Source organism: Pantoea allii, assembly GCF_046529425.1.
Classification (GTDB): domain Bacteria; phylum Pseudomonadota; class Gammaproteobacteria; order Enterobacterales; family Enterobacteriaceae; genus Pantoea; species Pantoea allii.
This window is the reverse complement of the sequence record NZ_CP125958.1, coordinates 1,699,687-1,712,034: the sequence shown is the minus strand read 5'-3', so window position 1 is coordinate 1,712,034 and position 12,348 is coordinate 1,699,687. Positions and strand designations below refer to the sequence as shown.

12 protein-coding genes and 2 riboswitches are annotated in these 12,348 nt (G+C 50.0%); of the genes, 5 read left to right on the top strand and 7 right to left on the bottom strand.

Features of this window, described 5'->3' with window-relative positions; genetic code table 11:
- Positions 1–37: 37 nt before the first annotated feature.
- Positions 38–724, top strand: a complete 687-nt coding sequence (locus QNH99_RS08220; RefSeq protein ID WP_063881215.1) for a GntR family transcriptional regulator — start codon at positions 38–40, stop codon at positions 722–724.
- 34 nt (positions 725–758) lie between these two features.
- Here the strand turns inward: QNH99_RS08220 and thiD are convergent, their stop codons facing one another.
- Both thiD and thiM read right to left on the bottom strand, forming a co-directional pair.
- On the bottom strand, positions 759–1,559 hold the full coding sequence (gene thiD, locus QNH99_RS08215; RefSeq protein ID WP_063880193.1) for a bifunctional hydroxymethylpyrimidine kinase/phosphomethylpyrimidine kinase: 801 nt from the start codon (positions 1,557–1,559) through the stop codon (positions 759–761).
- Complete coding sequence (gene thiM / locus QNH99_RS08210) at positions 1,546–2,346, bottom strand: hydroxyethylthiazole kinase (RefSeq protein ID WP_253851908.1); 801 nt, start codon at positions 2,344–2,346, stop codon at positions 1,546–1,548. The genes thiD and thiM overlap by 14 nt, the downstream gene beginning before the upstream one ends.
- 31 nt (positions 2,347–2,377) lie before the next feature.
- Positions 2,378–2,474, bottom strand: a riboswitch (TPP riboswitch).
- A gap of 185 nt (positions 2,475–2,659) precedes the next feature.
- Here thiM and QNH99_RS08205 point away from each other — a divergent pair.
- Both QNH99_RS08205 and QNH99_RS08200 read left to right on the top strand, forming a co-directional pair.
- A complete protein-coding gene (locus QNH99_RS08205; RefSeq protein WP_410517541.1) occupies positions 2,660–3,550 on the top strand; it encodes an abortive phage resistance protein in 891 nt (296 codons plus the stop codon).
- A gap of 49 nt (positions 3,551–3,599) precedes the next feature.
- Positions 3,600–4,720, top strand: a protein-coding gene (locus tag QNH99_RS08200) for an IS3 family transposase (protein WP_088581779.1) whose coding sequence is annotated in 2 segments (ribosomal slippage) — positions 3,600–3,858 and positions 3,858–4,720 — 1,122 coding nt in all. Because the reading frame shifts where the segments join, the coding sequence is not laid out codon by codon here.
- Here QNH99_RS08200 and QNH99_RS08195 read toward each other — a convergent pair.
- The 5 genes from QNH99_RS08195 to QNH99_RS08175 all read right to left on the bottom strand — a co-directional run bounded on the left by QNH99_RS08195 (position 4,713) and on the right by QNH99_RS08175 (position 10,594).
- Complete coding sequence (locus QNH99_RS08195) at positions 4,713–5,672, bottom strand: UvrD-helicase domain-containing protein (RefSeq protein ID WP_410517540.1); 960 nt, start codon at positions 5,670–5,672, stop codon at positions 4,713–4,715. The two genes, QNH99_RS08200 and QNH99_RS08195, sit on opposite strands and share 8 nt — an antisense overlap.
- A complete protein-coding gene (locus QNH99_RS08190; protein ID WP_410517539.1) occupies positions 5,672–7,810 on the bottom strand; it encodes an AAA family ATPase in 2,139 nt (712 codons plus the stop codon). The genes QNH99_RS08195 and QNH99_RS08190 overlap by 1 nt, the downstream gene beginning before the upstream one ends.
- 70 nt (positions 7,811–7,880) lie before the next feature.
- Positions 7,881–8,822, bottom strand: a complete 942-nt coding sequence (locus QNH99_RS08185) for a hypothetical protein (protein ID WP_410517538.1) — start codon at positions 8,820–8,822, stop codon at positions 7,881–7,883.
- Between the two features lie 24 nt (positions 8,823–8,846).
- Positions 8,847–9,116 carry a hypothetical protein gene (locus tag QNH99_RS08180; RefSeq protein WP_110956642.1) on the bottom strand — a complete coding sequence of 90 codons (270 nt, stop codon included), beginning with the start codon at positions 9,114–9,116 and terminating at the stop codon, positions 8,847–8,849.
- A gap of 119 nt (positions 9,117–9,235) precedes the next feature.
- Positions 9,236–10,594: an integrase gene (locus QNH99_RS08175; protein WP_110956660.1), complete on the bottom strand. Its 1,359-nt coding sequence runs from the start codon at positions 10,592–10,594 to the stop codon at positions 9,236–9,238.
- A gap of 68 nt (positions 10,595–10,662) precedes the next feature.
- Positions 10,663–10,759: riboswitch (TPP riboswitch) on the bottom strand.
- A 301-nt stretch (positions 10,760–11,060) separates the two neighbouring features.
- Between QNH99_RS08175 and QNH99_RS08170 the strand changes: the two genes are divergently transcribed.
- Both QNH99_RS08170 and QNH99_RS08165 read left to right on the top strand, forming a co-directional pair.
- Positions 11,061–11,258 (top strand): hypothetical protein, encoded by a 198-nt coding sequence (locus tag QNH99_RS08170; protein ID WP_096010827.1) that lies wholly within the window; start codon positions 11,061–11,063, stop codon positions 11,256–11,258.
- A 93-nt stretch (positions 11,259–11,351) separates the two neighbouring features.
- Entirely contained in the window at positions 11,352–12,311 is a 960-nt protein-coding gene (locus tag QNH99_RS08165; RefSeq protein WP_410517537.1) for an AEC family transporter, read from the top strand.
- Positions 12,312–12,348: the final 37 nt, after the last annotated feature.

Below are 12,348 nucleotides of genomic sequence, written 5' to 3'. Positions count from 1 at the left end.
AACGCCCGGACAGACTGATTTTTACATGGACAGCAATATGACACTTTCTTACACCATCACCACCAGCGAGCCGGTAAATCAGCAGGTTTACCGCTACCTGCGCCGCGATATCGTGACCTGCGTGATTCAGCCGGGCGCATCGCTTTCTGAAAAAGAGGTTTCCGCAAGGTTTAACCTCTCTCGTCAGCCGGTGCGTGAAGCCTTTATCAAGCTCGCGGAAGCGGGGCTGGTGCAGATCCTGCCGCAGCGCGGCACCTTTGTCCGCAGGATCTCGGCTAAACGGGTCGAAGATGGCCGTTTTATTCGTGAGGCCGTTGAGGTTGCCGTGATCCGCCGTGCGGCTCAGGAAATCGGTGAGCCGGGACTGATGGCACTGGAACATAATCTGCAGTTGCAGCGCATCACGGCTGCCCGTGGCGACAGTCAGATGTTCTTAAGCCTGGATGATGAGTTTCATCGTCTGATCGCTGAGAGCATTAACTGCCCGCTGGCATGGGAAACGGTAGAGAACATCAAAGCCACCATGGACCGGGTACGTTATTTAACCCTGAACGACGTTGCACCCGCCGAAACGCTGATTAAGCAGCATGACGCTATTTTTGCCGCGCTGAAAGCAAGCGATCCCGAGATGGCAGAGGCAGCACTGCGCCACCATCTGCAGGCCATGAAGTTTTCGATCACCCCCGTCATCAAGCAAAACAGCGCCTGGTTCGACGAGGATTAACGCCTTGCCGGACAGCCAGGCGCAAGCATGGCGGCTACCACCACTGATGAAAATGGTGCACCGGTCCAATCCCGTTGCCGACCTCCAGCGAATCCGCGGCGAGTAACGCCTGCTGTAGCCAGGCTTTCGCTTCGCTAATCGTCGCTTCCCAGCTGTGATGGCGCGGCCGCAAGGCTGCGAGCGCGGCGGACAGCGTGCAGCCGGTGCCGTGCGTATGGCGCGTATTTACCCGTACGCTGCTAAAACGCTGCCGTCCTGTCCGGGTCAGCAGCCAGTCCGGGCTTTCATCGTCATCCAGATGACCACCTTTCATCAGTACCGCCTGACAGCCCATCAGCAACAAGGCTTCGCCCTGGGTGAGCATCTCATCTTCATTGACTGCCACCTGGCATCCCAGCAATGCAGCGGCTTCAGGCAGGTTAGGTGTAATCAATGACACCTGCGGCAAGAGGCGCTCACGTACACAGGCAATTGCATCCGGGTTCAGCAGGGCATCACCGCTCTTTGCCACCATAACCGTATCCAGCACCACAAAGGGAATGTCCCGCCGCTGCAGGCCATGTGCCACGCGCTCCACAATGTCCGTTTCAGCGAGCATGCCAATCTTCGCACTATCGATGCGCACATCATCCAGCACTGAGTTCAGTTGGGCGGTCACAAATTCAGGCGCAATACGGTATACCGACTGCACGCCGCAGGTATTCTGCGCCACCAGCGCCGTAATCACACTGGTGCCGTACGCGCCCAGTGCAGAGAAGGTTTTTAAATCGGCCTGGATACCGGCACCGCCACTGGGATCGGTTCCTGCAATCGTCAGGGCATTAATGCGTTTCATCGCGCGCCTCCAGCGTCCAGAGGGCATCCAGAAAAGCAGGCGCAAAGCTGCCCGGTCCATCTGCTACGTGCGCGGCCTTTTCCCCGGCCAGCGCCATCACCCGGCAGGCGCAGGCGATGTTGATCAGTCGGTCACCTGGCAAACAGGCAAAGGCCGCAACCACCGCCGAAAGCGCACAGCCAGTGCCCACCACCCGCGTCATTAACGGCGAGCCGCCCGGAATCGCCCAGGTCAGCGTGCCGTCAGTGGCATAATCCACTTCGCCGGTCACCACCACACAGGTATGAAAGGCTTTTGCCAGCTGTTGTGCTGCCTGCAGTGCGGCTTCGGCCGGGTGCAGGCTGTCAACACCGCGTCCGCCTGCGGCCTGCTGCGCCAGCGCCAGAATCTCTGAGGCATTGCCGCGTACCACTGCAGGCGATTGCGCGAGCAGCTGCTTGCAAAACGCGGTGCGCAGCGTCAGTGCGCCCACCGCCACCGGGTCCAGCGTCCAGGGCGTGCCAGCCTGGTTAGCTGCAAGCACCGCAGCCTGCATCGCCTGCTTACGATCGTGGGTTAGCGTACCGACATTAATCAGCAGCGCATCGGCGATAGCGCTAAATTGCGCCGCTTCTTCAGCGTCGATAACCATGGCCGGCGAGGCATTAAGGGCGAGTAAGACGTTAGCGGTTAGCGTTTGCACCACATCATTGGTCATGCAGTGCACCAGCGGTGACTGACGGCGAAACTGTTGCAGGATGGGCGCGCATTGCGCATCAGAAAGGTGCTGCGGTTGATGTGTCATCATAACTCCCAACCGGCGGACAAGAAGGCGAATGCGGTCAGGCATCGGACTTCCCTACGCTGGCATTATCCAGATCAGGTAATACGGGTTTTTCTCAGCCTTCACGAAGAAGGGCACCCCGAGTCATTTACAGTAAAATCAAAAGCTTGCGATTAATGCTCCTCATTAATCCCTGATCAGGATATTAATGCCAGCGGGAAGTCTTGTAAACGGCAAAAGCGGCCCTTTTGGGCCATGTGTGACAGGTAGAGTTACAGTTAGTGTGACATAAGCAGCTATCCATTTCTTAGACGTAAGTTTGAATGAGCAGTAGAATATGAACAAATTCGAGAAGGGAAATGGCATGCCAAACTCTCCTGTTTTGGAGTTACAAGCGCTATCTAGTGACCCATCAGTGGACATAGTCGCAACATTGATGAAAGCCAAAATGATCGCAGTAAAACTGGGATTACCAGAGATAACAGAATGGATTGAACTTGAACTGAATGGTTATCCAACTAACAATGCAGCACCTGACTACAGGAAGGGCCAGGGGCAGCTTAAGGCATTGAATCCTTTTAATGGTTGGATTCCGGTTGATTTGGGTCAAATTGACTTTGAGTTACAAAAACAATTCAAGACTTTCACTATTATTGAGTCTATTTCATCCGTGCAAAGAATTGCGATGCTGGGTGAAAAGAAAGCAAGCTTGGTTGTGCCCGTCGAAATCGCAGGGATGTTGGGTATCGGTCGTAAACACATTCCTGAAATCAGATGGTTCTTCAGCATCGGGTTTGTACATGGTTTGATTAACTCTGTCAGACAAAGAACTCTTGATTGGGCATTAGATCTTGAGCAAAAAGGTATCTTAGGGGAAGGATTAAGGTTTTCTCAAAAAGAGAAAGAGGCAGCACCAATGACTGTTCACAACATCACGAATATTCACGGTAATGTTAACAATGCTGGTGTTATTGGCTCTGGTAACGGTGATATCACCCAGAACAACAGCATCACCTCAGGTGATTTCAACTCACTGGAAAAGCAACTGAAGGAATGGGGTGTATCAGACGAGGACGTCAGAACTCTACATCAAGTTGTCCAAGAATCACCAGCGCCAACTAGCCCAGATAATTTTGGTAGCAGAATCGGCGAATGGCTGGGGAACACAATCGGTAAAGCGTACGCGGGTACACTGAGGATAGCAGGTGACCTGCTCCCCGTTGATTAATACACCGCGATGTTAGTAATGTCTTCATAAGCCACATGAGGACATCCCCATGAAGAAGCGTTTTTCCGACGAACAGATCATCAGTATTCTCCGCGAGGCTGAAGCCGGAGTTTCTGCCCGTGAACTCTGCCGTAAGCACGCCATTTCCGACGCCACGTTTTATACCTGGCGTAAGAAGTATGGCGGCATGGAGGTGCCTGAGGTTAAGCGCCTGAAGTCGCTTGAGGAAGAGAACGCCAGACTCAAGAAGCTGCTCGCCGAGGCCATGCTGGATAAGGAGGCGCTTCAGGTGGCTCTTGGGCGAAAGTACTGACGACAGACCAGAAGCGCGAAGTCGTGGTGTTGATGTGTGATGCGACCGGTCTGTCGCAACGTCGTGCCTGCAGACTCACAGGTTTGTCCCTGTCGACCTGCCGCTATGACGCTCAGCGTCCGGCGGCTGATGCCCATTTATCAGGGCGCATTACTGAACTGGCACTGGAGCGCAGGCGTTTTGGCTACCGCCGCATATGGCAGTTACTGCGCCGTGAAGGGCTTCTGGTTAATCACAAGCGCGTGTACCGCCTTTATCATCTGAACGGGCTGGGCGTTAAACGCAGACGTCGTCGTAAAGGGCTTGCAACAGAACGTCTGCCGCTGCTCCGCCCGGCGGCGCCCAACATGACCTGGTCGATGGATTTCGTCATGGATGCGCTGGCTACTGGTCGCAGGATCAAGTGCCTTACCTGCGTCGATGACTTCACAAAGGAATGCCTGACGGTCACTGTTGCCTTCGGGATTTCAGGCGTGCAGGTCACGCGTATTCTGGACAGCATTGCGCTGTTTCGCGGCTATCCGGCTACGATAAGAACCGATCAGGGCCCGGAGTTTACCTGCCGCGCGCTCGATCAGTGGGCCTTTGAGCATGGAGTGGAGCTGCGACTTATCCAGCCCGGCAAGCCGACGCAGAACGGATTTATTGAGAGTTTTAACGGACGCTTTCGCGATGAATGCCTGAATGAACACTGGTTCAGCGACGTCAATCATGCCAGGAAAACCATCAGCGAATGGCGTCAGGATTATAACGAATGTCGCCCGCACTCCACGCTGAATTATCAGACGCCGTCTGAATTTGCAGCGAGCTGGAGAAAGGGTAATTCTGAGAGTGAAGGATCCGACATTACTAACTGAGCTTTGTATCTAATCCTGGGGGCAGGTCAACCCGGCTGGGATAATTGGCATATTTGCCAGCACCTTTGATTTTTGTTGCGTGTACGCTGTAGTTCGAAAAGTAGCTTATAATTCGCTCGCTGGAGCGGTAGTTTAAGCTAAGCGCTAACTCCTTAATCGAAATCCCAGCGAGAGTTCGGAATTCATTCACTGGCATAGCATAGCCACCTAGAGAGCCATAGATAGCTTGATTCGGATCGCCAACGATGAGTATTTTGGTCTGTCCGTTGCCTGCACGAAGTATGGACGTGACAATATTATACTGGATCTGTTTGGTGTCCTGATACTCATCCACAAGGATGTGGGAAAACACTCGCGAGAGCAGCATTGCAATTTGACTTCTGTCCCGCATCAAGCTGTAGGCATACCAAAGGATAAGTTCGAAGTCGATCTGTCGATTCGCTGACAGCTCATCGAAGTACGACTTCAAAACTTTATGAATGATAGGGTGTTTTCCCATATCCACACAGCCGAGCTGATACCCCGTCTCGGTAACATAGTAATCGCAATCCCAATGAGTGACACCTTTATACGGAGCGCATAGTCTCTCCAGTAGACGCTCACGATCATGTGGGTCGATCACGCGGTAGCCCTGTGCAAGTGCAGGGGAATAGATACCGTATGGCTTGAGTATCCACTCTAGACAGAACGAATGGATCGTACCAATCCATAGACCCGAAGTATCGACTCCCAGGTCCTCAATTCGCTCTTGAATCTCATCAGCAGCGCGGTGGGTGTAGGTAATGGCTACAACGATCCGCTTGTCAGTACGACGAGATAGTTCGTAAGCAATTTTGTAGGTCAGGGTGCGGGTTTTACCGCTACCAGGGCAAGCGATCAGAAAGATGCTTGATGGCTCGATTACTGCCGCCGCCTGCTCTGGATTGAGGTCTCTTGGGTCCCAGGCAAACATCACTGCATCTCCGCTAAGAATACATTAATGGCGTCTCCCGGTAACATAAGCCCGATTTCTCTCCTCAATTCAGCCAAGCCAATATTTCCCTGCACAAAACGCTCAACTACCAGAAGAAATGCTTGCTTCGCTGGCGAATTCAATACATCGGAACCGTATCTGTATTCGGCGCGATGCTGGAGAATTCTGACAAGAAGGGGGAGAGGAAATCTGCCATGCGCAAAATGAATCGCCTGCATGATATAGGCTGGGATCTGGACTTGGGGAGTAAGGTACTCAGCGAGCATGAGAGCGAACCACCCCTTACCCTCTTGCTTTGCCATTGTCAGCGTACGATTACCCATTTGTGACAGGTCTCCGGATTGGAGTTGCTGTTTCGCCACTTTCCTTGTTTCCTCGTCCTTGTAGACTGTAGGAATGGTTTGGACAACGGCCTCATGATTACCGGCTGCGACAAAATCGACCTCGAACGTATGTTTGGCGTAGAAGATTGCAAGCCATGGATTATCTGCAGTGAACTTGGTTAAATCGGCCTGCCGTTCTAAACCAGCTTTCTGGGACCCAGCGGCTTTGGCCTTTGCCTTAGCCATACCTTCTGTATCAGTTGGCTGAAGGGTGACGTCAAAGAAGGCTTGGTCCAAATCAGTAATGATGGCGCATCGCTTCTTAATGCGGGTGTTATGGAAGAGTAGAGCAACATTCTTGAAGCCTGTGCTACGAATGTTGATAACACTGATGCCTAACTCATCAACGCTTACTCCCAATACTCGCTTAATTAGGATTGGTATCAGTATCTCCTCCACATCACCTTCGACGAGTATCACGCTTTTGGCGAAGAGCAGGTTGCTACGTACCGCATCCAAGTAACGCTGGATACTATTTATCTGGATTGGTTCAAGACCACTGGCTGGCTGATAGGCCTCGCAGAACGCCCCATGACGACCCAAGATATTGATATTACTTACGTTACTCACTTCAGAGATGTGAGTGGAGTGAGTCGTGTAGATGATCTGCGCGTCGCTATATGCAATGCGATCGAACAGGGTTTTTTGAATGTGTGTATGGATGTGCGCTTCCGGCTCCTCGATCAAGAGGAAATTGGCGATTGTCAGTTTTTCGCGCTGATACTTGAACTCAAGTAGTTTAAGCGTCAAATAGATGAGATTGGCTCCGCCCAGGCTCAACTCATGGATTGCCCCTTCGTACCCTTCCTCTGATTCACCCACGAAAAGTCTGAGAGACTGGAAAAGCTTATCGGCTTCTTCTGGAAGATCAGATTTGATCGAAAGTGAAGCTGGCGAGTAGGTTTCACCAGCGGCGTCCTTAATGGTCTCACGAATGTGATTACGAACTGACTGAACGTCTTCTAACTCTTCGATCGAGGCATTGAGTTCGTGGACCATCTCGGTGATAGGCTTCATCGTTGCTGGATTGATTTCCCCACTCTTGCTCTTAAGAAGGGTGAATAATGGGTTAGTGCGATTGTTGTGGAATTCAGAAACAACATCCCGCAAGGCTTGAATGAAGGTCAGCGATACCTCCTTCGTAACGGAAAGAAAACCGGGCACCTTTGCCCCGATTTCTGGAAATTCCGTCTCTGACGAGAAGATACAATTATCGAAATCGCCAACAATTTTTTTGTACACCGAAGGATCGCTGAAGTCCGCCCAGCTCCGTCCGGTGAAAATAGTTTCATAATCATCGATTGTGATTGCATCAAGGATCTCCGTGAGTTGTTCATCCTCAAAGACGTCCAAGGCAGCCAACTTCAGCCGAATATCTTTTTTAGGCCGGAAGATAAGGTTATAAGTTGCCTTATGGATTGGCCCAGCATCCAAAGGAGCTGTTCCATGGAGAAAGAGTGCTTGAACAGATTCATCGGCGGTTATCTCCTCGAACTCCATGCTGATGATGATCCAGTGGCCTTGCCATTGACCGAGTGAGCGGCTGAAATCAGACTCATCTAGGCGATAGGCAGCACGCACCATGGTGTCGTCAAGTAGAAGGCGAATAGCTCGCAGGATGTTAGATTTACCGGAGCCGTTTTCCCCAATAATGGTGTTCACTCCCTTGTGAAACTGGAGAGACGTGTTTTTGAAGTTCCTGTAGTTGACCAAAGTCAGTTTGGAAATATGCATGTTTCTCCGGCCTACCGCTCCTTGAGCAGCCTAAGTTATTTGCCAACGATTTTAGCGCAACTATTGATAGTCACTCTTCTTCACGTCTGTAGTTTGCACGAAGAAAATCCTCATACTTCGCTGGAAGTACGGCAATTTCTCCCCACGTTTTATCTTTGGACCAGTACCCTGCACCACATGAGTCTATTTTTCCAAAAAAGAGAAGAATTCGTCTCAATGCATTTGCCTGAGTAATTCCTCTGGCATCCAAATCACCATTACTGGCAGATATTCTGAAATCGACATTGCCAACGAGCCTAGGGTGCCTCAAAAATACGTGACTGGTATGTTCAAATCGATCTATGCGTACAATTTCTCCAAAATAAAAATTGGGTATATCATCTTCAGAATCGATCTCAGCGGCCTCCTTCAAAGACTCCGCTAAAACATAATGATATACATGTTCCCCTACCGCAACGTGGATATCTCGATAGTAGTTTTGCCGAAAATTTGTGCACAACGATTGAACACTTGTCACCTTACTTGGTAGGTGGAAGGTCTGGCCTTCGTGCCTAGAGGCAGGAATATTAACTGGCGGCCCATCTTCACTTTCAAATTCTGTTTCAACCGGTTCAGGATGTTCTTCATCTTGTTGTCTTGCATTATTCTGAGGCCGCTCTTGCTTGAAACCACTAATGATAATAAGTTCACCATCTTCGACGGCTTGAGCTGCTTCGGCTTCGTTATCGTATTTTTTCCCAACCATGATCCCACTTCGTAAACGGCAATACGGTGCGTCTTCATCAGGGTAATGTCTAAAAAGAGCGTCAGCGCCGTTCGCCATGATAGACACTGCTGGATCTCCTGGAACTCTTAACAAAGGTTCATAGCATGAAGGGCAGTGAAGATATCCTTTCATTTCTGCTTCATATTCCAACGGCTCAACTTCGACTCGGTTTAGCACTACAATGGGCATTGTTGATTTGTCCCATTTTGGATCGTAATAAGCATAAGCGATTCTGCGGCTAGTCATATTCTCTCCTTTCGATAAATTTCATCAATGATTGCTTTTTCCATAAGATATAGAGATTCCGTCAAGATATCCCTGAGCATAGGCAGCATGCGGGCTCTTATGCCTTACATTTCCAGCTTGACTTTCAGGAAGAGAATCTAAATTAATCTGAAGTGTTTCATCACGTCTCATGCCTGCTTCATAACCTTTTTCATACGCGCAGCCACAACATTTATGTCTACCGATTCCTCCTTGATCGTCAGGAAGCTGTTCAAAAAAATCCCAGTAACGATGCTGATCTTCGCAATTAGCCATAATTCAAATTCCCTTTTGCAAATGAATACTCAAACTATATGAATATCCAGCACCTGCATTTCAAGATGAATCCTAAAGACTTTTTGATCGACATCACAAATGCAGACAAAAGTTTGGTTTCATCCCTCCCAGCGAAGACCATCAATCACATAGCAGACTGAAATCAAAGGGAATGTGTGCAGATAACGCTGGGTAATTCCTGATCCGCTTTTCTCATGACCGACTACCTGTTGCAGATGCGCTAAGTTGCCAACCCAACCGCCTAAACAGGTTGATATCATGGTGTGCCTAAACGAGTGCACCAAGCGCCGCTGTCCATAATCATCAAGGTACGGAATACCAAGCTGATCGCGAACGTCAGCTAACACTTTGCCGATCTTGGGCATGTTCTTACCCGACACTGGCGAGAAGATTTTCTCTTTCCACTGCCGATTAACAAAATCGAGGAATCCCCACTCGATCAGTTTGGGATGGATTGCCACCTGTCTTGTTGCGTTCTCGGTTTTTCCCTGTCCTCCCTCTGCAATCAGCAGATAGTGTCGCTGGCTGTCCTCGTCATATTTGATCTGTGACTTCTCAAGTTTGGCGATCTCTCCTCTTCTGGCTCCCGTGTACGCTAGCAACAACGTGATCCACTTCTCCCAGCCGTCAGACTGCTTGAGCGCCCAGCCTACAAATTTTCTCATTTCTGCCGCACTGTATGCGCCAAACCTCGCTTTAGACGGTGCAGCCACTACGCCATCAGTCGGAGACTTATCCAGAATATCTTTATTGTCAGTCAGGAAGGTTTTGAACAATGATTTGTAGATCTTCAGATGCTTGTGAATAGACTCAGCACCAACCAGATCTTCAGGTGGCACATCATCGCACTCAATCAATTGCTGAACGGTCATCGACCGATACGGCTGCACAACACGCTTAGGCAAGTTTTCAACGACTTCCATCACCTGCTTAATATCCTGTTTGGTGATCGTCGTTACATCTGTTGTTGTACCAAGGACAATTAACAGCACTTCCATAAACCGTTCATTGGCCTGTGAGATTGCCTTTGTCCAGTTCTGGGCCTTCTCCCTTTTGTACATATTCCACGCGCCAGCCAGCGTTAATACTTTCTTTAGTTCAGGCTGCTTTTGAGGCTCAGTAACTGCTGGCCGGGTAATCGTTTCCCGATGTTCCTGAATGACCATTGGCTGAATATTGCTCTGCTCACTATCGAGAAATTGTTGAGCCAGCCAGTGTTCACTCTGCTGCTTCAATCGGTTACTGAAATCTGAAAGACGTTGGCCAAACTGATCCGGGTGGACAGTTCCACGTTTGACTAATGGAATGGCTGGAGAAGCAAATGACATCAAGAGTTGCGCGTGGCTGTGGCTATCCGTCTCTAAAGAACGACGGAAATATTTACTACCGGATAGGCGAAAGCTGACGTAGTAGATCCCGTTACGGATGATGGTGTGATTGATAGATGCGTGTGCCATTTTGTTTGTCTCTGTGAGTGACAACATAACAAAATGAAGAGAAAAAACCGTGCAAGCCTTTGATTTATATCTTTGATAATTGCCAGGACTACGCTGGCATTATCCAGATCAGGTAATACGGGTATTTCTCAGCCTTCACGAAGAAGGGCACCCCGAGTCGTGTTACGAACAGAAGCATAAGTAAGCACCCTGTTTTAAGCAAGGCACTTATTATTTTTTCGATTGGATATGCAAACGTTTTGCATGATCTCGATCAACCACCAACCTCACAAAAAAAGGCTTAATGCTGCGGGCTGTAAATTCATACGTAATAGTCGTGAAAACATTTCCGCTATTTAATAATAATATTCGTATCTATTACACCGCCTTTTAATAAATAAAGCCTGCCTTAGACATCGCAACAAAAAACATATAATTCATGTAGTTAATAAACAAACAGAACACTTCATACTTTACAGGAAGCATGATGCGATTCTTAGCGCTTATTCCTCATCGTCACCGATGGACCGACATTAACATAACCCGTCAGGGTGCGGTTTCTCCTTCTGGTCGACACTATTATTCCACTTATATTTCTGCCCGCTGCACACATTGCGATGATGTCATTCACCGTGTTTACTATCGCGATATCAGTGATGAACAGGCGCGGCGCTGGCTGGGCTAATCATAAAATTGCGACCTGGTACTGACCGGCAGGTTACGTTGCTGGCGTAATTTGCTAATCTCACGTCCAGTGATTTTTTACGTGTGAACGCTTATGCCTTTCCTGCTGGATACTTTAGGACACCAGATTTATCTTTCGGCCCCGTTGTTTATCCTGATTTTTCTGGGATTCGGCCTTATCCGGTTCGGCAAATGGCCCGTTACCGTCAGTGAAGGCATGAACCGTTTTGTGTTCAAAGTCGCCCTGCCCTGCATGCTGTTTCGCATCATGAGTGACTTTTATAACAGTCCACCGGTCGATGTGCGCCTGCTGCTGGCGTTTTTTGGCAGTTGCCTGTTGGTCTTCATTGTGGGCCGGATTGTGGCCTCGCGCCTGTTTCAACTGGATGGCGTAGCCGGATCGGTCTTTGCCCTGGGCGGTGTGTTCTCGAACAATGTGATGCTGGGGATTCCGGTTGCCACCGTCCTGCTTGGGCCTGCGGCCCTGCCCTCCGTCGCCCTGGTGCTGGTGTTTAACAGCCTGATACTGTGGACGTTATTAACGGTGTCGGTGGAATGGTCAAAACAGGGCAGTTTTTCACTGGGCGGCTTTAAACGCACCTTGATCAGCGTGCTAAAAAATCCGTTAATCATCGGGATTTTATCCGGTACCGCCTGGAGCCTGCTACAGCGCCCACTGCCCGTTATTGCCGCCGAACCTCTGCGCATGCTGGCCTCCATTGCTGCACCCCTGTCCCTGATCACCCTTGGCATGAGCCTGGCGCACTACCGGATTCGTGAAGGCTTGAAAGAGAGTTACACCATCTGTGCGTTGAAGCTCATTCTGCAACCGCTGTGCGTATGGGCGATTGCCTGGCTAACCGGCCTGCCCGCGCTGGAAAGCAAAGTGGTGGTGCTACTGGGGTCAATGGCGGTTGGGGTGAATGTGTATCTGATGTCGCAGAAATTCAATGTGATTACCGGGACGACGGCCGCCAGTATGCTGTTTTCCACGCTTTTCGCGGCGATAACCACGCCGCTGTGGATGATGTTAATGACGCTGGCGGGATACTAAAAAGGCCCTGTAACGCAGGTTACAGGGCCTTGATCAT

Coding starts and splice junctions, on each gene's coding strand:
- thiM (WP_253851908.1), bottom strand. CDS start 2,346: ATGATGACACATCAACCGCAGCACCTTTCTGATGCGCAATGCGCGCCC.
- QNH99_RS08190 (WP_410517539.1), bottom strand. CDS start 7,810: ATGCATATTTCCAAACTGACTTTGGTCAACTACAGGAACTTCAAAAAC.
- QNH99_RS08180 (WP_110956642.1), bottom strand. CDS start 9,116: ATGGCTAATTGCGAAGATCAGCATCGTTACTGGGATTTTTTTGAACAG.
- thiD (WP_063880193.1), bottom strand. CDS start 1,559: ATGAAACGCATTAATGCCCTGACGATTGCAGGAACCGATCCCAGTGGC.
- QNH99_RS08170 (WP_096010827.1), top strand. CDS start 11,061: ATGCGATTCTTAGCGCTTATTCCTCATCGTCACCGATGGACCGACATT.
- QNH99_RS08220 (WP_063881215.1), top strand. CDS start 38: ATGACACTTTCTTACACCATCACCACCAGCGAGCCGGTAAATCAGCAG.
- QNH99_RS08185 (WP_410517538.1), bottom strand. CDS start 8,822: ATGACTAGCCGCAGAATCGCTTATGCTTATTACGATCCAAAATGGGAC.
- QNH99_RS08205 (WP_410517541.1), top strand. CDS start 2,660: ATGAACAAATTCGAGAAGGGAAATGGCATGCCAAACTCTCCTGTTTTG.
- QNH99_RS08165 (WP_410517537.1), top strand. CDS start 11,352: ATGCCTTTCCTGCTGGATACTTTAGGACACCAGATTTATCTTTCGGCC.
- QNH99_RS08195 (WP_410517540.1), bottom strand. CDS start 5,672: ATGTTTGCCTGGGACCCAAGAGACCTCAATCCAGAGCAGGCGGCGGCA.
- QNH99_RS08175 (WP_110956660.1), bottom strand. CDS start 10,594: ATGGCACACGCATCTATCAATCACACCATCATCCGTAACGGGATCTAC.